Source organism: Aeromicrobium flavum, from assembly GCF_007992115.1.
Lineage (GTDB): Bacteria > Actinomycetota > Actinomycetes > Propionibacteriales > Nocardioidaceae > Aeromicrobium > Aeromicrobium flavum.
Genome location: NZ_BJZQ01000016.1, coordinates 40,718 through 61,032, shown reverse-complemented (window position 1 = coordinate 61,032; position 20,315 = coordinate 40,718). Strand labels below are relative to the sequence as shown.

The window sequence follows — 20,315 nt, the reverse complement described above, 5'->3', positions numbered from 1 at the left end:
TCAGCCCGTGACCTTCACCTTGACGATGTGCAGCTTGCCGTTCTGGGTGTAGCCGAGGTTCCACGAGCGGGTCCCGCGCGTGGTCATCGACATCGTCACGCCCAGCGTCCAGGTGTTCCTGCCCGCCTTCTTGAAGGGCACCGAACCACGATGCGGCCTGCCCGGGGCGGGCGTCGCGTAGACGTAACGGGCCTTCGTGCCGCGGACTTGGAGCGTGTACGTCCGGCCGTGCTTCACGCGGTAGGTGTTGCCCACCTTCTTCGCGCCCCGGATCGTGAAGCTCGCGAGGCGGTACGACACGCGCTTGGTGCTCACGTTGCCGGCCGCGTCGGTGGCCTTCGCCGTGACGACGACCCTGCTGCCGCGACGCTGGGTCGTGACCTTGCAGGTCTGCGCGCCCGACCCCGTGTCCTTGACGGTGCAGCGCGGCTTCGGCGCGTCGAAGTAGCGACGGCCGGCCTTGACGCCCTTGAGGGAGACGCGCGGCTTGGTGCTGTCGACCTTGACGCCGGCGGTCGCGGTCGCGATGCCGCCGTCGGCCGTGCGGACGGTGCGGGTGACGCTGCTGGCGCCCTGCTTGCTCACCGTGACGGGCTTCGGGCAGGCGGTGACCAGCTCGGCGCCCTTGGCGTCGCACGTGAACGAGACCGTCACCGGGGTGCGGAACCAGCCGTTGCGCGACTTCTGTGCCGAGCTGACCTTGGCGGTGATGCTCGGGTTCGACCGGGACGTCGAGGCCGACGAGGCCGTGAATCCGGCGTCGCCCGTGTACTCGGCCGAGACCGCGTGGGTCGTGTCGGTCGGGACGGCGTGCGTGAGCTTCGCCGAGCCGTCCTTCAGCGTGGCGGCGCCGACCTTCTTGCCGTCGACGTGGAACGTGACCTCACCGGTCGGCGTCCCGGCGCCCGGAGCGATCGGAGCGACCGTGGCCGTGAGCGCGGAGGCCGAGACCGAGACCTTCGTCGTGGTGCCGGCGGCGACGACGATCAACGCCGCCGTGGTGCTCGAGCCGGCGTAGCGCGTGCCGTCCGTCGGGACGTAGGTCGCGGTGACCCGGTGCGTGCCGACGGTGCCGCCGAGCTCGGGGCTGACGGCGCGGCCGCCGGCGCGGACCGCGACCGGCGAGCCGACCTTCGTGCCGTCGACGGCGAACTGGACCGTCCCGCCGGCGGCGGAGATCGACCCGGCCGGGACGGTGACGTCGGCGGTGGCCGTCGTGCGCTGACCCGTGACCACCGAGGGCAGCCCGAGCTTCACGGCCACGGTGCTGGGGATCGCGGAGACCGTGACGCGCTGCGAGACCGCGGGCGCCGCCGAGAAGCCGGTGGTGCCGGCCTGGGTGGCCTCGATCGTGCAGGTGCCGGGCTTGCCGAAGGTGACGGTGGTGCCGTCGGTCGTGCAGTGGTCGGCCGTGGTCGAGACGAGCTTCACCGGCTGGCCGGAAGCACCACCGACGGCCGCGACCGGGTAGGTCCTGCCCGGGTACGCCGGGCTGGGAGCGGAGGACGTGAACGTGATGGCCTGCGGCGCCTTGGCCGTGACGGTGAGGGGCGTGGTGCCCCGGGAGCCCGCGTAGTTCGAGTTCGCCGGGACGTAGGTGGCGGTGACGTCATGCGTGCCGACGGCGCCCTCGAGCTCCGGGCTGGTGGCGCGGCCGTCGGCATCGATGATGCGCGGGGAGCCGACCGCGTCGCCGTCGACCGCGAACTGGACCGAGCCGCCGGCGGCCTCCAGCGATCCCGAGGTGACGGTGACGTCAGCGGTGGCCGTGGCGACCTGCCCGTTGAAGACCGTGTCGAGGTCCAGGGACAGGGCGACGGCGCTGGGGATGGCGCTGACGGTGACGTCCTGGGTGGCGGTCGGGGCGGCGGCGTGGCCGGTGGCTCCGGCCTGGTTCGCCTCGATCGTGCAGGTGCCCGGCGTGGTGAACGTGACGGAGGCTCCGTCGATCTCACAGACCTTCTCGGTGGTCGAGAAGAAGGTGACCGGCTTGCCGGACTCACCGCCGGTGGCCGCGACCGTGTAGGTCATGCCCGGGTGGGCGGGCTTGGGTGCGGGCGAGGTGAACCTGATCTCCTGCGTTGCCTTGGCCTTCACGGTGAGGGTCGCCGTGTCGGTGGAGCCTGTGTAGTTCGTGTTCGCCGGGACGTAGGCGGCGGTGACGTCGTGGCTGCCGACCGCGCCTCCCAGGTCGGGGCTGACGGCGCGACCGTCTGCTCCGACGGCGACGGGCGAGCCGACCTTCGTGCCGTCGACCGCGAACTGGATCGAGCCCGCGGCGGCCTTCACCGATCCCGACGTGGCGGTGACGACGGCGGTCGCCGAGGCGTTCTGACCGTCGAAGACCGTCGTGGCGTCGAGGGAGAGGGCGACGGCGGTGGGGATCGCGGTGACCGTGACGTCCTGCATCACCGTCGGAGCGGCGGAGTAGCCGGCGGTGCCGGCCTGGTTCGCCTCGATGGTGCAGGTGCCCGGCATGGTGAAGGTGACGGAGTCTCCGGTGATCTCACAGACGTCCGGGGTGGCCGAGGAGTAGGTGACCGGCTTCGTGGACGAGCCACCGGTGGCCGCGACCCGGTGGATCTGGCCCGGGTGGGCGGGCCTGGGCGGGGACGAGACGAAGATGATCCTCTGCGGAGTCCTGGCCGTGACCGTCAGGGTCGCCGTGTCGGTGGACCCGGTGTAGTTCGCGTTCGCCGGGGCGTACGTGGCGGTGACGTCGAACGAGCCGACGGTGCGCGCGAGCGCGGGGCTCGTCGCGCGGCCGTCGGCGTCGATCGCGACGGGGGAGCCGACGTCGTCGCCGTCGACCGCGAACTGGACGGTGCCGCCGGCGGCGGTCAGCGAGCCGGCGGTGACGGAGACGTCGGCGGTGGCCGTGGAGGCCTCGCCGTCGAACATGCTCTTCGGGTGGAGCGTGAGCTCCACGGCGCTGGGGATCGCGCTGACGGTGATGTCCTGCGTGGCGGTCGGAGCGGCGAAGTGACCGACGCCCCCGGCCTGGTTCGCCTCGATCGTGCAGGTGCCCGGCTTCGTGAAGATGACGGTGGCGTCGTCGACGTCACAGACCTCCTCGGTGGCCGAGGAGAACGTGACCGGCTTCCCGGAGCCGCCGCCGATGGCCTCGACCTCATACGAGTCGGTCGGGTATCCGGGCTTGGGCGCGGAGGACGTGAAGGTGATCTCCTGCGGGGACTTCGCCTTGACCGTCAGGGTCGCGGTGTCGGTGGACCCGACGTAGTTCGCGTTCGCCGGGGTGTAGGTGGCGGTGACGTCGTGCATGCCGACGGCACGCTCGATCTCGGAGCTGGCGGCGCGGCCGTCGGCGTCGATCGCGACGGGCGCGCCGACGGCGTCGCCGTCGACCGCGAACTGCACGGTGCCGCCGGCGGCGGTCAGTGAGCCGGTCGTCACGGTGACGTCGGCGGTGGCCGTGGCGACCTGGCCGTCGAACATGCTCGTCGGGTCGAGGGTGAGCTTGACGGCGCTCGGGATCGCGGAGACGGTGATGTCCTGGGAGGCGGTGGGCGCAGCGGTGTGGCCCGTGGATCCGGCCTGGTTCGCCCGGATCGTGCAGGTGCCCGGCTTCGTGAAGGTGACGGTGGCGTCGTCGACGTCACAGACCTCCGCGGTGGCCGAGGAGAAGATGACCGGGTTCGCCGACGCGCCGCCGGTGGCCTCGACGTCGTACGTCTGGCCCGGGTGGGCGGGCGTGGGTGCGGAGGAGGTGAAGGTGATCTCCTGCGATGCCGGGGCCTTCACCGTCAGGGTCGCGGTGTCCGTGGATCCCGCGTAGGAGGGGTTGGACGGGATGTACGTGGCGGTGACGTTGTACGTGCCGATCGGGACGACGAGCCCGGAGAAGATGGCGCGACCGCGTGCATCGATGGTGGCGAAGCCGACGAGGGTGCCGCCGACCGCGAACTGGACGACACCACCGGCTGCGGTCGCTGAGCCGGTCGAGACGGTGATGTCGGCGGTGGCGGTGGACGTCTGGCCGTCGAACTTGCTCTCCGGGTCGAGGGTGAGCTCGACGGAGGTCGCGATGGCGCTGACGGTGATGTCCTGCGTGGCCTTGGGTGCGGCGGCGTAGCCCGGCGCCGCGGCCTGATCGGCCGTGATCGTGCAGGTGCCGGGCTTGCCGAACGTGACGGTGGTGCCGTTGACCGTGCAGTTCTCCTCGGTCGCCGAGGAGAACGTCACGGCGTTGCCGGAGGCGCCGCCCGTGGCCGCGACCGTGTAGGTCTGGCCCGGGTGCGCGGTGGTGGGAGCGGTGGAGGTGAAGGTGATCGCTTGCGAGACGTCAGGCACGACGGGACCCGAGCAGGTGCTTCCGATGCGGAACGTGGCTGCCACCCCCCGCGGGCCCGAGTGCGCTCTGCTGAAGTCCGCGACGTTCACGGCCAGGCCGACGTACCGGGTGCCTCCGGTGCCTCCGGTGTCGTAACTCCACGAGTGGAGGCGTTTTGTGGACGTGTCGGGCCACGTCCAGGTCGCCGAGAGCACCCGCGTCGCCGGATCGATGGTCCACAGGGCGGTCTGGTCGCCGCCGCCGGGCGCCACCGGGCGCAGGAAGGTGTAGGAGGACGAAACTCCCTGCTGCATGTAGGGGCTGAAGCTGCCCAGGCGCTGCGTCGGATCGTTCCCGAGCACGAGCTCCTGGTGAGCACCTTCGCCGATCGTTACGTCGTAGGCGAGGGAGGGATCGGTCGTGTACCCGGCGTAGGGGTAGCGGGAATCCTCAGCGGCGCAGCCGACGATGGTGTCACCGACGATCACCTGCACGTGTCCGGTGTAGGTCTCGGGTGCGGCGTGGGCGCTCGCGGGGAGCAGGGCGACCGCGGTGGCAATCGCGAGGGCTCCGCTCGTCGCGAGGGAGGTGACGCGCTTCAGCATCGGGATTCACTCTCATCGGGGCAGGGCGAGCGGCGGCTCGGCCAGTGAAACCCTAGGGATGGCCCCGGTCCCACGACACCTTTTCCATCACAACCATCACTCGGAACTACTTCTGCATCGAATGCATCCGTAAAAACCGACAGGCTTGACTGTAAGTGCGGATGTCGATCATGCTGGCCCGGTGACCGACAGCCCCACGAGGACGCCGCAGCCCGAGCGCACGCGGCTCATGCGGCAGCGCCTCCTCGAGGCCACAGTCGACTGCCTCGTCGAGTTCGGCTGGGCCGGCACCTCGACCACGGTGGTCAGCCAGCGCGCCGGCGTCAGCCGTGGCGCGCAGCTGCACCACTTCCCCAGCAAGCAGGACCTCGTCGTCGCCGCCGTGGAGTACATCGCCGAACGTCGCCGCGAGGAATTGGCGGTCGACGCCGAGGAGTTGCCCGAGCAGGGACGCACCCGGGTGGTGCTCGACATGCTCGCCGGGCAGTTCACCTCGCCGGTGTTCCTGGCCGCCCTCGAGCTGTGGGGCGCCGCGCGCACCGACCCCGACCTGCAGGCGAAGGTCGCCCCGTTCGAGCGACGGGTGGGCCGCGAGACCCACGCCCGCGCCGTCGAGCTGTTGCAGGTCGACCAGTCGCGCGGCCGCAACCGCCAGTTGGTGCAGGCCACCCTCGACCTCCTGCGCGGCCTCGGTCTTGCCGCGACCCTGACCGATGACTCCCGACGCCGGGCCTCGATCCTCGATGCCTGGGCCGAAACCCTCGACCGAGAACTGGAACGATGAGCACTCTTGACACCGTCCTTGACGACCTGGCCGCCGAGTCGCTGCAGCTGGACGGCTGGGTCGCCGGCCTGACCCCCGACCAGTGGGGCACCGTCACCACGCCCGAGGGCTGGACCGTCGCGCACCAGGTGGCGCACCTGCACTGGACCGACGTCACCTCGACCTACGCGATCAACGACAAGGAAGCGTTCGACGCGCTGATCATGAAGGCGCTCGAGAACCCCGAGGGCTACATCGACCAGGCCACCGACGAGCTGGCCCAGGAGCCGCCGGAGTCGCTGCTGCCCGCCTGGCGGCAAGGTCGATCGGACCTCGTCGAGGCGCTGCGCGCCGTGCCGGACGGCAACAAGATCCCATGGTTCGGCCCGCCGATGAGCCCCGTCTCGATGGTCACCGCCCGCCTGATGGAGACCTGGGCCCACGCCCACGACGTCGCCGAGGCGCTCGGCATCTCGGTCCCGCGCACCGACCGCGCCAAGCACGTGTGCCACATCGGCGTCCGCACCTTCGCGTTCACCCACATGATGCGCGGTGAGGAGGCGCCCGACGTGCAGCCGCGCGTCGAGCTGACCGGCCCGTCCGGCGAGCTGTGGACCTGGGGCCCCGCGGACTCGCCCGAGCGCGTCACCGGCGACGGCTGGGACTTCGCCCTGCTGGCCACCCGCCGCCGCCACCGCTCCGACGTCGATGTCACCGCCGAGGGCCCCGCCGCCGACCACTGGCTCGACATCATCCAGGCCTTCGCCGGCATGCCTGGCAACGACCCCAAGCCGTTGTCGGAGCGCTGAGGGAAACCCGGTCGGTCCGACGAACGAGGGGCCCGGCCTGCACCGGCCGGACCCCTCGCTCTGATCGCTGTCAGTACCGCGAGTACTTCACCCACGGCGTGAACTTGCCCTTGTACGGCAGGTGGTCGACGCGGGACGGCGTGTACTCCACGTACCCGTCCTCGTCGATGTAGCCGGACTGGATGGTCCGCACGTTCACGCGGACCTTCTTCGGGTGGTAGAGGCACCCCTTCTTCGGCTTGATGTGGACGACGACCTTGCCGGACTCGAGGTCCCACCGCTCGCGTACGGTTTTGCCGCACTTGCCCGGGAACGGGTAGGTCTCCCAGCTGCGGCGGTGCTTGACGGAGCCCTTGAGCGCACGGAACCCGCCGTCGCCCGGGATGCCGAACTCGTCGGCGAACTCGGCGCCGCGCGACGACGCCTTCGTGTCGAGGAGCAGGCGGAACTCGCCCACGGGGGTGGTCGACGCCTCCCAGTCGACGGGGCGCATCCGTACGGTGATCCGGACGCCCCTGGCGTTGTTGACGACCTTCACCTTGTAGAGGTCGAAGGCACTCGTGGCGCCGCCGCCGGGATCGGTCGTCGTCCGCTCACGCGCCTGGGCGCTGGGCGTGACGCTGAGCAGGCCGATCGCGAGCGCGGAGGACAGGAGCAGGGTGTGCATGAGCCGGCGCTTCGGCCGGGGTGTGGTGGTGGCTCGGTACTTGGGCATGGTTCTCTCCATCTCTTGAGCCGTTGATGTCACCGCTGGAGAGACGGGCCAGAGCGATTTCGTACCACCGGCGCCGAGATCGTCAGCCGATCGCGACCACGGCGCAGAGAGCCCTCTGCGCCGAACGCAATGGCGTCACGAGAGACCCGACCACGCCTGAATGCGAGCGTTTCGGGCTGCGATGAAGGACATGCTCTGCCGGCGATACGAGTGGTAGGCGGCGAGATCCGAAGGAAGAGCCGGAGTGACGAAATCCTCGAAGCTCGTGAAGAACCGCACCTCACCCTTCGAGGTGGTCAGGTCCTGAAGGAGGAAGAACTCGACGTAGCCTTCAAAGTCACCGAAGAGCTCGAAGAAGTCGCCGTACCTCGCGAGCGTTGCCTCCAGTGGGCTCCTCTGCCTGACGTAATGCCGTCGGATGCACTCGAGAGTGAGGTCCATTCGGTCCTTGATCCTGGGATGAAACCCACGCGCACCGTTCAGGGTCTGTCTTCCGTCGACTCGGTGTGCCGGCCAGATGATGAACCCGCCGATCGTGTACGCAAGATCCACGAATTCACGAGTCTCCTCGGCCTCCGTTTGGCTCACGATCGAGCGCATCGCTGCCGACGTCGAGTACGTCGGGATGATCGAGTCGCTCGAGAGCCAGAGTCCTCCGCGGTCGTCGTCGTGATGCAGGTACGCCCCGTGAACGGTGCTGTCGAGCGTAAACATCCGGCCATCGGGCAGCTGCTTGCTCCACAGCAGTCGGTGGTACTCACGCAAGGTCCGGCTGTACGTGTCTGGATCCTTGCCTCCGGCATCTGCTCGGACGTCGAACGTCGTATCGATCATCGCCCGCATCAGCCGCGGTTCAGGCCGAACTCACGAGTGAGCAGGGCGCGCTTGTAGTGCGACTCAGCCGCGTTGACCTCGGACATCGAGGTGCTCGGGCCGAACACCCGAAGGAGGCTGAAGATGAAATGCCGCGCGTGGTCGGTCTTGATCGGATCGGCGCCGGTGCTGTCGAAGGCGAGTTCGCGCAGCGCGACGTTGCCGCCGTGTCCGTCCCTGGCATAGGTGGTCCAGCGGCCGAGGATGCGTTCGGCACCATCGGCCTTGCCGACGTACTGCTTGCCGTTCGTGGAGTCGGTGATCAGGTAGATGCCCTGCACCTCGCGCAGCGCAGCGCGCCAGTCGGCGTAGCGCGCATCCTCGACCATGTCCTGCAATTCGCCGTGCGTGAGTCGCACCCGCTCGAAACCGGGGAACGGGACCTTGTCGCGATCGGCGATCTCGAGGACCGGTAGCTTCGCTGCGCTCCCGCCCTTGCGGTGCCAGTTGCGAGGGCTGTTCCATTCGATGACGAGTCGGTCGACGAGCGGCGCGAGGAAACCGCTCGGGCGCAGGTCGAACGTTCGGTAGACGTCATCGCGGAGTTCCTCGATCTCGCCGCCGTTCTCGAACGTGCCGAACAGGCGGGATCGCTTCTTTCCGTCCGCGACGAGGATGACCCAGTAGCGAGGAGGGTTCGCAGGAAAGCGTTGGGGAGAGATGCTCTGCCTGCGGGTGTAGGAGAGGACGCGTTCCAGGGTCAGGTCCTCGGGTCCCTGCAGGCCCTCGTGGTTTCCGGGATTGAAGCTGTGCCGGATCACGTGGATGTCCTCGAGCCGGATCGGTGGATCGTTCTCTGCGCCGATGCCTGTCAGGACGTGCCCCAACGCCAGGACGTCGACGCTGCTCGACTCCTGTTGCGTCTCGGAGGGAGCGTTTGGTCCTGTCGGAGTCCGGTCGAGCATGGCGTCAGGCTAGAGCAGGCCGATCCTTCCTCGACGGATCTACGCTGAACCCATGGCCCAGCCGCCCGCGAATCCACCGGTACCGGTGCTGAACCGCGCCGCGCGGGTCGCCGGCGTCATCGTCGGGATGCTCGTCCTGGTCGCCGGGGGAGTGGCGGTGTTCCTGACGGACAACGAGCTGGGATCGACGGCGCTCGTGGCGGCTGGTGTCGTCATCGCCGCGCTGGCCGTCTTCGGGAACCGACTCGAGGCGGTGGAGGCGGCCGGCGTCCGCTTCGAGCTGGAGCGCCGTGCGCGCAGCGTCCGCCAGCAGGCCGTGCGCGCGCGGGCCGCGGGCAAGACCGAGCAGGCGGCGCAGCTCGAGCAGCGTGCCGAGGGGCTCCTTGCCGCAGCCGCGATGGTCGGCACGCGGTACGAGCAGCTGCGCTCGGCCGAGCCGCCCGGCTGGGACCGCACGGCGCGCATGGAGGGCCTCCTGCGCGAGGCCCGAGACCTCGACACGGAGTCGCTGTCGGCCGCCGACGTGTCGCGCATCTTCGGCAGCGGTTCCGACGGCGACCGGATCACGGCGTTGGCGCTGCTGGAGGCCGAGCCCAGGCTGGCGCGCGCCGACCTCCTCGTCGACGCGATCGGCCACAGTCGCTCGTCGTACGAGCAGTACCACGCTCTCGTGGCCGCCGAGCGGGCCTGGGTACACCTGCCCGCGGCGGATCAGGACCGGGTGCGCGCCGCGGTCGAGACGCTGCTGGCGGGCCCGCTCGGCGAGAAGACCTCCGACCGGCGCCTCGTCGCCCGGCGGATCCTGGAGGGCTCGGGCGAGGTGAAGGACTGAGGCGCCGGGCTCGCGAATGATGTGCCGCTTCGGCCCCTGTGTGGGCCTGAGCGCCTCATCTTTCAGGCGGTGGCGCAAGCGACGCAGGTGCGGGCGACGGGTCGGGCCTCGAGGCGTCCGGCGGGGATGGGCCGACCGCACCGTTCGCAGATGCCGTAGGTGCCGGCGTCCAGTCGCTCCAGTGCCGCCGCGATCTCGGTGAGGTGGCGTTCACCCTGGGCGACCAGCGCCCCGACCTGGGAGCGCTCGAAGGCGATGGTCGCTCCCTCGGGGTCGTGCTCGTCGTCGGCGTTCGAGTCCCGCGACGCCTCGACGACGCCCTCGAAGTCGCGACCGAGGTCGGCCAGCCGCCGCCGGGTCTGCGCGGCTTCCTCCTCCAACTGGTGTCGAACGTCCATCCCGCCATCTTGCCGGAACGAGAAACCGGGCCGGGAAACTAACAAGCAGGCTTGACTGTTTCTTTGTGACAGGGGACACTCGTCTCGTGCGTACCCTTCGTGTCGGCAACTGCTCGGGTTTCTACGGCGATCGCTTCTCCGCGATGCGCGAGATGCTCGAGGGTGGCGAGCTCGACTACCTGACCGGCGACTACCTCGCCGAGCTGACGATGCTGATCCTCGGCCGCGACCGGATGAAGGACACCGACCTCGGGTACGCGAAGACCTTCCTCAAGCAGGTCGCCGAGAACCTCGCCCTGGCCAAGGAGCGCGGCGTCAGGATCGTCGCCAACGCCGGCGGCCTCAACCCGCAGGGCCTGGCCGACGCCATCCGCAAGGTCGCCGCCGAGCAGGGCGTCGACGTCTCCGTCGCCCACGTCGAGGGCGACGACCTGCTGGCCCGCGCGGGCGAGCTCGGCTTCGGCGACGCGCTCACCGCCAACGCCTACCTCGGCGCGTTCGGCATCGCCGAGGCGCTGACCGCCGGCGCCGACATCGTCGTCACCGGCCGGGTCACCGACGCCTCCGTCATCGTGGGCCCCGCGATCGCCGAGTTCGGCTGGGGCCGTGAGGACTTCGACCAGCTCGCGGGTGCGGTCGTCGCCGGACACGTCATCGAGTGCGGCGCCCAGGCGACCGGAGGCAACTTCAGCGGCTTCCGCGACATCGACATGAGCAGGCCGCTGGGCTTCCCGATCGCCGAGATCAGCGAGAACGGCGACCTCGTCATCACCAAGCACGAGGGCACCGGCGGCGCGGTCACGGTCGACACGGTCACCGCGCAGCTCGTCTACGAGATCCAGGACCAGAAGTACCTCAACCCCGACGTGGTGGTCGACCTGACGAGCCTCGCGCTCGCGCAGGACGGTGACGACCGCGTGCGCATCTCCGGCGTCCGCGGCACGGCGCCGCCGGCCACCACGAAGGTCTGCCTCAACGCGTTCGGCGGCTTCCGCAACCACGTCGAGTTCGTCGTCACCGGCCTCGACATCGAGGAGAAGGCCGCCTGGGTCACGGCGCAGATCGAGTCGGCGCTGGCCGCGAACCCGCCGGCCGAGATCACCTGGGACCTCGCGCGCACCGACCACGTCGACCCGACCTCGCAGCCGGCGGCCGCGGCCATCCTGCGCTGCCACGTCAAGGACGCCGACATGAACAAGGTCGGCCGGACCTTCAGCGGGGCCGCCGTCGAGACCGCGCTGGCCTCGTACCCCGGCTTCACGATGACCGCGCCTCCCGGCCGCGGCGCCCCCTACGGCATCTACCGCGCGGCGTACGTGCCGCAGGCCGAGGTGCCGCACGTGGTCGTGCACGCCGACGGCTCGCGCACGGAGATCGCTCCGCCGACCGTCACGGCGGATGCGGACAACTTTTGGAACCCGATCCACGCGGAACCTGCCGATGCACGTGGATCCAGTTCCAAAAGTGGCAAGGAGGCGGCGCTCGGGCGGCTCGTCCACGCGCGCTCGGGAGACAAGGGCGGCAACGCGAACGTCGGCGTGTGGATCCCCGCGACGCACCCCCGGCGCGCCGACGCCTACGCCTGGCTGGCGGGGTTCCTCACCGAGGACCGCATCCGCGAGCTGCTGCCCGAGGCGGCCGACCTCGACATCGACGTCCACCCCCTGCCGAACCTGTTCGGCATCAACGTGATCCTGCACGGCCTGCTCGGCGAGGGAGTCGCGTCGTCGACGCGCTTCGACCCGCAGGCCAAGGCGCTCGGCGAATGGCTGCGCGCCCGCATCGTCACCATCCCCGAGGAGCTGCTCGCATGAACCCCTGGAACACCCCCGAGCGCGAGGCGCTCCGCACGGCCGTCGAGAGCTTCACCCGTGCCGAGATCGCGCCGCACATCGCCCAGTGGGAGGACGACGGCGAGCTGCCGCGCGAGCTCCACCACAAGACCGCGAAGGCGGGCTTCCTGGCCATCGGCTTCCCCGAGGAGGTCGGCGGCGACGGCGGCGACATGATCGACGCCGGCATCGCCACCGAGGCCATGATGGCCGCCGGCGGCTCGACGGGCCTGCAGGCCAGCCTGTTCACGCACTCCATCGCGACCCCGCACATCATCGACTCGGGCAACGCCGACCTGATCGACCGGTATGTCCGCCCGACGCTGGCGGGCGAGATGATCGGCGCCCTCGGCGTCACCGAGCCCGGCGGCGGCTCCGACGTCGCCAACATCCGCACCCGCGCGGTGCGCGACGGCGACCACTACGTCGTCAACGGCGCCAAGACCTTCATCACCAGCGGCGTCCGCGCCGACTTCGTCACCACCGCCGTCCGCACCGGCGACGAGGGCCACGGTGGCATCAGCCTGCTGGTCATCGAGAAGGACACGCCCGGCTTCACCGTCGGTCGCAGCCTGCGCAAGATGGGCTGGCACTGCTCCGACACCGCCGAGCTCTCGTTCGAGGACGTCCGCGTCCCGGTCGAGAACGTCGTCGGTGAGGAGAACAGCGGCTTCTACCTGATCGCCCAGCAGTTCGTCGGCGAGCGCATCAACCTCGCCACGCAGTCCTACGCCACCGCACAGCGCGCGCTCGACCTCGCCGCCGCGTACGCCAAGGAGCGCGAGACGTTCGGCAAGCCGCTCATCGCGCGCCAGGTCATCCGCCACAAGCTCGTCGAGATGCACTCGCGCACCGCCGCGGCCCGCGCCCTGACCCGCGAGGTCGTCGAGCGCGCGATCGACACCCCGAAGTCCGACCCGACGCTGATCCTCGATGCCGTCGTCGCGAAGAACCAGGCGGTCGCGTGCGCCGAGTTCGTCGTGCACGAGGCCGTCCAGATCTTCGGCGGCATGGGCTACATGCGCGAGTCCGAGATCGACCGCCACTACCGCGACGCCCGCATCCTGGGCATCGGCGGCGGCGCCACGGAGGTCATGAAGGACCTCGCCGCGAAGCTGCTGGGGTACTGAGTGGATCTCTCGACGATGCCGCCCGACCGGGTGCGCGGTGAGCGGATGGCTCGCCAGCGCCTGGTCGGCGACCCGTTCCCCGACCTGGGCTCCTGCGTCGGCACCCTCGGCGCCGTGCAGTTCCAGGAGTTCGAGGATTCGCTGTGGTCGCTGGCGCGCCGCACCAAGGACCGGCCGAGCCGCGAGGCGATCACCACGGAGATCGCCCAGGGCGACCTCGTGCGTCACCACGTGCTGCGCCCGACGTGGCACGTCGTCCGCGCCGAGGACCTCGGCTGGATGCTCGACCTGACCGCGCCTCGGATCGTCGCGCAGATGCGGTCGGGACTGCGCTCCACGGGCCTGCTCGAGGACCGCGATCGGCTCGTCGGCCTCGTCGGCGAGATCGTCGAGGCCGCGGACGCGCCGCTGACCCGCAAGGAGATCGGCGCGGCCCTCGCGACGCGAGGGATCGAGCTCAAGGGCCAGGCCCTCGGCCACGTCACGATGAGCGCCGAGCTCGACAAGGTCGTCACCACGGGCCCGCGCCGCGGCAGCTGGGACACCTTCGTTCCCTACGCCTCGCGCATCCCCGCCACGCAGATCGACCGCGACGAGGCGCTCGTGCGTCTCGCCTCCATGTACCTCGCCGGACACGCGCCCGCCACGGCCCATGACTTCGCCTGGTGGGCCGGCCTCACGGTCACCGACGCCAAGCGCGCGTTCGCGCAGGTCGAGACCGACCCGATCGAGGCTCCCAGCTCGGACGGCACCGCCTTCCTGCTGAGCCTCTTCGACGAGCTCGTCATCGCCTACCAGGACCGCTCGCACTACGAGGTGCCCACCGCGCGCGACGGCATCATCGACGTCTGGGGCGGCAACCTGGCGCTGCTCGACGGCGTCGTCGCCGGCACCTGGCGCCGCCTCAAGCCGAAGCGCCGGGCCGATCCGGTCCTGCTCGAGATCACCCCCTCGCGAGCCCTCTCGCCCTCCGACCGCGAGCGCATCGAGACCGATGCCGCCTCGCTCATCGACCACCTCGACACCACCGTCGACCTGCAGTGGAAGGACCCCGCATGAGTGCAGTCAGGACCGCCGTCGACCCGACGTCGGCCACGTACGCCGAGAACCGGGAGGCGGCGCTCGCACGCGTCGCCGACCTCGCCGACCAGCACGCGAAGGCGCTGGCCGGCGGCGGCGAGAAGTACGTCGACCGTCATCACAGCCGCGGCAAGCTGACCGCGCGCGAGCGCATCGAGCTGCTCGTCGATCCCGACGCGCCGTTCCTCGAGCTGGGCGCGCTGGCCGGCTGGGGCACCGACTTCACGGTCGGCGGCTCGATCATCACCGGCATCGGCGTGGTCGAGGGCGTCGAGTGCATGATCATCGCGAACGACCCGACGGTGAAGGGCGGATCGTCCAACCCCGTCACGGTCAAGAAGGGCTTCCGCGCGGCCCAGATCGCCGCCGAGAACCGCCTCCCCACGATCAACCTCGTGGAGTCCGGCGGCGCCGACCTGCCGACGCAGAAGGACATCTTCATCCCCGGCGGCGCCAGCTTCAAGAACATCACCCAGGCCAGCGAGGACGGTCGTCCCACGGTCGCGCTCGTCTTCGGCAACTCCACCGCGGGCGGCGCCTACGTGCCGGGCATGAGCGACTACGTCGTCATGGTCGACGGTGGCGCCAAGGTCTTCCTCGGCGGCCCGCCGCTGGTGAAGATGGCCACCGGCGAGGAGTCCGACGACGAGTCGCTGGGCGGCGCGCAGATGCACGCCAAGACCTCGGGCCTGGCCGACTACCTGGCCGTCGACGAGCGCGACGCGATCCGCCTCGGCCGCCAGATCATGCGCCGCATCAACTGGCGCAAGGCCGGTCCCGTGCCCGCCTCGGTCTACAGCGAGCCGCTGCTCGACCCCGAGGACCTGCTCGGCATCGTCCCGACCGACCTCAAGGTGCCGTTCGACCCGCGCGAGGTCATCGCCCGCCTCGTCGACGGCAGCGAGTTCGACGAGTTCAAGCCGCTCTACGGCCAGAGCCTCGTCACCGGCTTCGCCCAGCTGCACGGCCACCCGATCGGCATCCTGGCCAACGCCCAGGGCGTGCTGTTCAGCCAGGAGGCCCAGAAGGCCGCGCAGTTCATCCAGCTGGCCAACCAGATCGACACGCCGCTGCTGTTCCTGCACAACACGACCGGCTACATGGTCGGCGCCGAGTACGAGCAGGGCGGCATCATCAAGCACGGCGCGCAGATGATCAACGCCGTCTCCAACAGCAAGGTCCCGCACATCTCGATCGTGATGGGTGCCTCGTACGGCGCCGGTCACTACGGCATGAGCGGCCGCGCCTACGACCCGCGCTTCATGTTCAGCTGGACGGGCGCCAAGTCGGCCGTCATGGGCCCGGCGCAGCTGGCCGGCGTCATGGAGATCGTCGCCCGCCAGTCGTCGGAGTCCAAGGGCATCCCGTTCGACGCCGAGGGCTTCCAGGGCATCAAGGACATCGTCGAGCAGCAGATCGAGGAGCAGTCGCTGGCGTACTTCACCAGCGGCCTCGGCTACGACGACGGCGTCATCGACCCGCGCGACACGCGCACCATCCTGGGCATCTGCCTGTCCGCCATCGCCAACGCACCCGTCGAGGGTGCCCGCGGCGGCTATGGGGTGTTCCGCCTGTGAACGCCCGCCCGCTCCTGAGGGACGAAGGATTATGCATTCGCCCCCGCTCAGGTACCCATATGCATCATCGTTCGTCCCCCTGCGTGGGCCGAACGCATCATCTTCCGTCCCCGGCAGGAGGCTCCCGTTGAGCACCATCAGAAAGATCCTCGTCGCCAACCGTGGTGAGATCGCCCGCCGCGTGTTCCGCACGGCCCGCGACCTCGGCATCGAGACCGTGGCCGTGTTCTCCGACGCCGACGCGACGATGCCGTTCGTGGCCGAGGCCGACCAAGCCGTCCGGCTGCCGGGCAACGCGCCGTCCGAGACGTACCTGCGCGGCGACCTCGTCATCGACGCGGCGCGCCGCACGGACGCCGACGCGATCCACCCCGGCTACGGCTTCCTGTCCGAGAACGCCGACTTCGCCCGCGAGGTGGAGGCGGCCGGACTCGTCTGGATCGGCCCGAGCCCGGAGTCGATCGACGAGATGGGCAGCAAGATCCGCGCCAAGGAGATCATGGCCGCGGCCGACGTGCCGATCCTGTCGGTCGACGTCGCCTCGGCGACCGACGCCGACCTGCCGCTGCTGGTGAAGGCCAGCGCCGGCGGCGGCGGCCGCGGCATGCGCGTGGTCGAGCGCCTCGAGGACCTCGACGGCGAGCTGGCGAAGGCCACGGCCGAGGCGCAGTCCGCCTTCGGCGACGGCACCGTCTTCGTCGAGCCGTACCTGCCCCGCGCCCGCCACGTCGAGGTGCAGATCCTCGCCGACACGCACGGCACCGTCTGGGCCGTGGGCGACCGCGACTGCTCGATCCAGCGCCGCCACCAGAAGGTCGTCGAGGAGGCCCCCGCGCCGAACCTCTCCGACACGGCTCGCAAGACCCTGCACACCGCGGCCCGCGCCGCGGCCGAGGCCGTGAGCTACCGCGGCGCCGGCACGGTCGAGTTCCTCGTCGACGGCGACCGGGTCTTCTTCCTCGAGATGAACACCCGCCTGCAGGTCGAACACCCGGTCACCGAGCAGGTGCACGGCATCGACCTCGTCGCCGCGCAGATCGCGATCGCCGAGGGCAGGCCGCTCGAGGGCGAAGTCTCCGCGCCGCAGGGCCACTCGATCGAGGTCCGCCTCTACGCCGAGGACCCGGCCGACGACTGGTCGCCGCAGACCGGCACGATCCGCGCGTTCGAGTTCCCCGACTCGGTGCGCGTCGACTCCGCGGTCGAGGTCGGCAGCGTCGTGGGCATCCACTACGACGCGATGATCGCCAAGGTCATCGCGTACGGACCTGACCGCACGACGGCACTGCGCACGCTGGTCGACGCCCTGCGCCGGTCGCGCGTGCACGGCGTCACGACCAACCGGTCGGCGCTGCGCCAGATCCTCGAGGCCCAGCAGGTGCAGGACGCCGAGCTGTGGACCTCGATGCTGGAGGAGCACGCCGACGCTTGGATCACGACGGAGGCCGGCGACCCCCTGGTGCCCGTCGCGGCCGCGCTCGCCGAGGCCACCCTGGCCGCGACGACCGCGCGGGTCCTGAACCGGATCCCGGCCGGGTTCCGCAACGTCCCGAGCCAGCCGCTCACGCGCGAGTACGAGGGCGTCGAGCCCGTCCGCTACCGCAGCGAGCGGGGCCGCCTGGTCGTCGACGGCGCCGAGGTGGTCTCGATCGAGACCCACGGTGCAGTCGTCGAGGTCCTCCTCGAGGCGGACGGCATCACGCGCCGCTACCGCGTCACGGTGGCCGAGAAGCACGTCGACGTCGACGGTCCGGAGGGCTCGACGAGCCTCACCCCGGTGCCGCGGTTCGTCGACCCGGCCGACGTCGTCGCCGAGGGCTCGCTGCTGGCTCCCATGCCGGCGGCCGTCACCGACGTGAAGGTCGCCGACGGCGACCGCGTCTCGAAGGGCGACCCCGTCGTCGTCCTCGAGGCCATGAAGATGCAGCACACCATCACGGCGCCGTCCGACGGCGTCGTCAGCAACCTGGCGGTCAGCGTCGGGCAGCAGGTCGAGGCCGGAGCCGTCCTCGCCGTCATCGAGGAGGAGACCGCATGAGCAACAACTTCACCGAGTCCGAGGAGCGCCGCGAGCTGCGCAAGGCCGTCGCGGCCCTGGGCGCCAAGTACGGCGAGCACTACTTCTACGACGCGGCGAAGGAGGGGCGCAAGACCACCGAGCTGTGGTCGGAGGCGGGCAAGCTCGGCTACCTCGGCGTCTCGATCCCTGAGGAGTTCGGCGGCGGTGGCGGCGACATCGGCGACCTCGCCGCGGTGTGCGAGGAGCTGGCGGTCGCCGGCTGCCCGCTGCTGCTGATGGTGGTCTCGCCGGCGATCGTCGGCACGGTCATCGCCCAGTACGGCACTCAGGAGCAGAAGCAGCGCTGGCTGCCGGGCCTGGCCGACGGCACCGCGACGTACGCGTTCAGCATCACCGAGCCGGACGCCGGGTCGAACTCGCACAACCTCGTCACGACCGCCACGAAGACCGAGGACGGCGGCTGGATCCTCAAGGGCGGCAAGACCTACATCTCCGGTGTCGACGAGGCCAGCCACGTGCTGGTCGTCGGACGCACGGCCGACGCCCGCAGCGGCAAGCTCAAGCCTGCGCTGTTCATGGTGCCGACCGGTGCCGAGGGCTTCAACGCCCAGGAGATCGACATGGGCATCACCAGCCCGGAGAAGCAGTTCACGCTGTTCTTCGACGACATCCACCTGCCGGCCGACGCGCTGGTGGGCAGCGAGGACGCCGGCCTCGAGCAACTGTTCGCGGGCCTCAACCCCGAGCGCATCATGGCGGCCTCGATGGGCACCGGCACCGCGCGCTGGGCGCTCAACAAGGCCGTCGCGTACGCGAAGGAGCGCGACGTGTGGGGCAAGCCGATCGGCGCGCACCAGGCGATCGCCCACCCGTTGGCGCAGCTGCACATCGACGTCGAGATGACGCGACTGCTGACCCAGAAGGCGGCCGCGCTCTACGCCGCGGGCGACCTCATGGGCGCCGGCGAGGCCGCCAACATGGCCAAGGTCGCCGCCGGCGACGCCGCGGCTCGGGCGGTCGACACCGCGATCCAGACGCACGGCGGCAACGGCCTGGCCAACGAGTACGGGCTGGTGCAGGCGCTCGCAGCCTCGCGCCTGTCGAACATCGCCCCGGTGAGCAAGCAGATGGCGCTCAACTTCGTGGCGCAGTTCTCGCTCGGCCTGCCGAAGTCGTACTGAGAGGGAAGGTCATGACCGAACTCGTCCACCTGGACGTCGCCGAGGGCGTCGCGACGATCACGCTCGACAGCGAGCACAACCGCAACGCGCTCAGCCGCCAGCTCGTCACCGAACTGGGGGCGCACCTGGAGTCCGCGGAGGCCGACGCCGACGCCAAGGTCATCGTGCTGCGGTCGGCCCACCGGGTCTTCTGCTCGGGCGCCGACCTGTCCGAGGCGGCCGAGGGCTCGATGCAGCAGGGTGCCGCCGCGCTCATCGACCTGCAGCGGCGGCTCGCCACGAGCGTCAAGCCGGTCGTCGTCGTGCTCGGGGGCCCCGTCCGCGCCGGGGGCCTCGGCCTGGTCGGTGCGGCCGACATCGTGCTGGCCACCCGGCCGGTCACGTTCGCGCTGACCGAGGTCCGCCTCGCGCTCGCCCCGGCGGTCATCAGCCTCTCGCTGCTGCCGCGGCTGGCCCCGCGTGCGGCGTCCGAGCTCTTCCTCACCGGTCGGAAGTTCGACGCCGCCGAGGCGGCGGAGATCGGGCTGGTCACGCGGGTCGTCGAGGACGGCGAGCTCGAGAGCGCGCTGCAGGCCGTGCTCGCCGACCTCGCGCTCGGCTTCGCCCAGGGATTCCGCGAGACGAAGGCACTGCTGAACCACGACCTGGTCGAGCGCATCGACCGGTTGGGCCCGCAGCTGGCCGAGAAGTCGGCGCAGTTGTTCGGCAGCGACGAGGCCCGCGACGCCATGCTGGCGTTCCTCTCCCGCAAGGGCTGAGCGACAGACGCGAAGGCCCCCTCCCGACTGGGAGGGGGCTTTCGCGTCCTGCGGCCCGGGGACGGTTCACGGCGTTGTTCTCGTCCTTGGCGCGAAGGTCTCGCTCACCACCAGGAGATAGTCCCGTGATTGATCCACTTCGTCATGGTCTGCTTCTTCCCGGTGCCGTACTGGTAGGTGACCGTGGCGGTCGCCCCCGTCCAGTTGGGGCCGTGGGAGAGCTCGCCCCACTTGTCGCTGTAGCTCGGCACGACCACGTGAGGTCCGATGCCGCTGAAGGTCTTCCACTTCTTCACGTCGATCTTGCGGCACGCGGACCACGTGGACGTGCGACACCGGCTCTTCGCCGAGTGCACGATCTTGATGCTCAGGACGCGGTATCCCCTGCCGGCCCCGGGGACGGGAGCCGCCTCGAACTTGATCTTGCGAGTCCTCTGGTGCATGACGCCGCCACGCTCTTCCATGTTGACATTGAAGGTTCCGCACATTCTCACCTCCCCGTACGGCGTTGACCAGCATGTCGTCGAGGCAGCGACCTGCCCCGCG

Annotated in this window: 16 protein-coding genes; 10 read left to right on the top strand and 6 right to left on the bottom strand. The window is 70.4% G+C overall.

Features of this window, described 5'->3' with window-relative positions:
- Positions 1–4,896 carry a beta strand repeat-containing protein gene (locus AFL01nite_RS13145; protein ID WP_146828150.1) on the bottom strand — a complete coding sequence of 1,632 codons (4,896 nt, stop codon included), beginning with the start codon at positions 4,894–4,896 and terminating at the stop codon, positions 1–3.
- A gap of 181 nt (positions 4,897–5,077) precedes the next feature.
- Here AFL01nite_RS13145 and AFL01nite_RS13140 point away from each other — a divergent pair, with 181 nt between their 5' ends.
- Together AFL01nite_RS13140 and AFL01nite_RS13135 are read left to right on the top strand one after the other, a co-directional pair.
- Positions 5,078–5,680 (top strand): TetR/AcrR family transcriptional regulator, encoded by a 603-nt coding sequence (locus tag AFL01nite_RS13140; protein WP_146828149.1) that lies wholly within the window; start codon positions 5,078–5,080, stop codon positions 5,678–5,680.
- Positions 5,677–6,468, top strand: a complete 792-nt coding sequence (locus tag AFL01nite_RS13135; protein ID WP_146828148.1) for a TIGR03084 family metal-binding protein — start codon at positions 5,677–5,679, stop codon at positions 6,466–6,468. The genes AFL01nite_RS13140 and AFL01nite_RS13135 overlap by 4 nt, the downstream gene beginning before the upstream one ends.
- Positions 6,469–6,538: 70 nt before the next feature.
- On the opposite strand, the gene AFL01nite_RS13130 is transcribed toward AFL01nite_RS13135, so the two are convergent.
- From AFL01nite_RS13130 to AFL01nite_RS13120, 3 genes are all read right to left on the bottom strand, one after another.
- Positions 6,539–7,183, bottom strand: coding sequence for a hypothetical protein (locus AFL01nite_RS13130; RefSeq protein WP_146828147.1), 645 nt, complete (start codon positions 7,181–7,183; stop codon positions 6,539–6,541).
- A gap of 135 nt (positions 7,184–7,318) precedes the next feature.
- Positions 7,319–8,017 carry a DUF6994 family protein gene (locus AFL01nite_RS13125; protein ID WP_222593528.1) on the bottom strand — a complete coding sequence of 233 codons (699 nt, stop codon included), beginning with the start codon at positions 8,015–8,017 and terminating at the stop codon, positions 7,319–7,321.
- An 8-nt stretch (positions 8,018–8,025) separates the two neighbouring features.
- Positions 8,026–8,961 (bottom strand): GIY-YIG nuclease family protein, encoded by a 936-nt coding sequence (locus AFL01nite_RS13120; protein ID WP_146828145.1) that lies wholly within the window; start codon positions 8,959–8,961, stop codon positions 8,026–8,028.
- Positions 8,962–9,013: 52 nt separating this feature from the next.
- Here AFL01nite_RS13120 and AFL01nite_RS13115 point away from each other — a divergent pair, with 52 nt between their 5' ends.
- Positions 9,014–9,793: a hypothetical protein gene (locus AFL01nite_RS13115; RefSeq protein ID WP_146828144.1), complete on the top strand. Its 780-nt coding sequence runs from the start codon at positions 9,014–9,016 to the stop codon at positions 9,791–9,793.
- Between the two features lie 62 nt (positions 9,794–9,855).
- On the opposite strand, the gene AFL01nite_RS13110 is transcribed toward AFL01nite_RS13115, so the two are convergent.
- Entirely contained in the window at positions 9,856–10,191 is a 336-nt protein-coding gene (locus AFL01nite_RS13110; protein WP_146828143.1) for a TraR/DksA family transcriptional regulator, read from the bottom strand.
- 86 nt (positions 10,192–10,277) lie between these two features.
- Here AFL01nite_RS13110 and AFL01nite_RS13105 point away from each other — a divergent pair, with 86 nt between their 5' ends.
- The 7 genes from AFL01nite_RS13105 to AFL01nite_RS13075 all read left to right on the top strand — a co-directional run bounded on the left by AFL01nite_RS13105 (position 10,278) and on the right by AFL01nite_RS13075 (position 19,769).
- Positions 10,278–12,005: an acyclic terpene utilization AtuA family protein gene (locus AFL01nite_RS13105; RefSeq protein ID WP_146828142.1), complete on the top strand. Its 1,728-nt coding sequence runs from the start codon at positions 10,278–10,280 to the stop codon at positions 12,003–12,005.
- Positions 12,002–13,153, top strand: coding sequence for an acyl-CoA dehydrogenase family protein (locus tag AFL01nite_RS13100; RefSeq protein WP_146828141.1), 1,152 nt, complete (start codon positions 12,002–12,004; stop codon positions 13,151–13,153). Before AFL01nite_RS13105 ends, AFL01nite_RS13100 begins: the two co-directional genes overlap by 4 nt.
- Complete coding sequence (locus AFL01nite_RS13095) at positions 13,154–14,212, top strand: winged helix DNA-binding domain-containing protein (RefSeq protein WP_146828140.1); 1,059 nt, start codon at positions 13,154–13,156, stop codon at positions 14,210–14,212.
- Entirely contained in the window at positions 14,209–15,810 is a 1,602-nt protein-coding gene (locus AFL01nite_RS13090) for an acyl-CoA carboxylase subunit beta (RefSeq protein WP_146828139.1), read from the top strand. The genes AFL01nite_RS13095 and AFL01nite_RS13090 overlap by 4 nt, the downstream gene beginning before the upstream one ends.
- Before the next feature lie 127 nt (positions 15,811–15,937).
- Positions 15,938–17,848 carry an acetyl/propionyl/methylcrotonyl-CoA carboxylase subunit alpha gene (locus AFL01nite_RS13085; RefSeq protein WP_246119716.1) on the top strand — a complete coding sequence of 637 codons (1,911 nt, stop codon included), beginning with the start codon at positions 15,938–15,940 and terminating at the stop codon, positions 17,846–17,848.
- The gene (locus AFL01nite_RS13080) at positions 17,845–19,011 is read left to right on the top strand and encodes an acyl-CoA dehydrogenase family protein (RefSeq protein WP_146828137.1); all 1,167 of its coding nucleotides are present in this window, start codon (positions 17,845–17,847) and stop codon (positions 19,009–19,011) included. Before AFL01nite_RS13085 ends, AFL01nite_RS13080 begins: the two co-directional genes overlap by 4 nt.
- Positions 19,012–19,022: 11 nt before the next feature.
- Positions 19,023–19,769: an enoyl-CoA hydratase-related protein gene (locus AFL01nite_RS13075; RefSeq protein ID WP_146828136.1), complete on the top strand. Its 747-nt coding sequence runs from the start codon at positions 19,023–19,025 to the stop codon at positions 19,767–19,769.
- A 104-nt stretch (positions 19,770–19,873) separates the two neighbouring features.
- Here AFL01nite_RS13075 and AFL01nite_RS13070 read toward each other — a convergent pair whose 3' ends face one another.
- A complete protein-coding gene (locus AFL01nite_RS13070; RefSeq protein ID WP_186813946.1) occupies positions 19,874–20,233 on the bottom strand; it encodes a hypothetical protein in 360 nt (119 codons plus the stop codon).
- Positions 20,234–20,315: the final 82 nt, after the last annotated feature.

What these genes read in the sequence shown, in the direction of transcription:
- AFL01nite_RS13145 (WP_146828150.1), bottom strand. Translation starts at nt 4,896, where the DNA reads ATGCTGAAGCGCGTCACCTCCCTCGCGACGAGCGGAGCCCTCGCGATT.
- AFL01nite_RS13135 (WP_146828148.1), top strand. Translation starts at nt 5,677, where the DNA reads ATGAGCACTCTTGACACCGTCCTTGACGACCTGGCCGCCGAGTCGCTG.
- AFL01nite_RS13130 (WP_146828147.1), bottom strand. Translation starts at nt 7,183, where the DNA reads ATGCCCAAGTACCGAGCCACCACCACACCCCGGCCGAAGCGCCGGCTC.
- AFL01nite_RS13125 (WP_222593528.1), bottom strand. Translation starts at nt 8,017, where the DNA reads ATGATCGATACGACGTTCGACGTCCGAGCAGATGCCGGAGGCAAGGAT.
- AFL01nite_RS13120 (WP_146828145.1), bottom strand. Translation starts at nt 8,961, where the DNA reads ATGCTCGACCGGACTCCGACAGGACCAAACGCTCCCTCCGAGACGCAA.
- AFL01nite_RS13115 (WP_146828144.1), top strand. Translation starts at nt 9,014, where the DNA reads ATGGCCCAGCCGCCCGCGAATCCACCGGTACCGGTGCTGAACCGCGCC.
- AFL01nite_RS13110 (WP_146828143.1), bottom strand. Translation starts at nt 10,191, where the DNA reads ATGGACGTTCGACACCAGTTGGAGGAGGAAGCCGCGCAGACCCGGCGG.
- AFL01nite_RS13100 (WP_146828141.1), top strand. Translation starts at nt 12,002, where the DNA reads ATGAACCCCTGGAACACCCCCGAGCGCGAGGCGCTCCGCACGGCCGTC.
- AFL01nite_RS13090 (WP_146828139.1), top strand. Translation starts at nt 14,209, where the DNA reads ATGAGTGCAGTCAGGACCGCCGTCGACCCGACGTCGGCCACGTACGCC.
- AFL01nite_RS13080 (WP_146828137.1), top strand. Translation starts at nt 17,845, where the DNA reads ATGAGCAACAACTTCACCGAGTCCGAGGAGCGCCGCGAGCTGCGCAAG.
- AFL01nite_RS13075 (WP_146828136.1), top strand. Translation starts at nt 19,023, where the DNA reads ATGACCGAACTCGTCCACCTGGACGTCGCCGAGGGCGTCGCGACGATC.
- AFL01nite_RS13070 (WP_186813946.1), bottom strand. Translation starts at nt 20,233, where the DNA reads ATGGAAGAGCGTGGCGGCGTCATGCACCAGAGGACTCGCAAGATCAAG.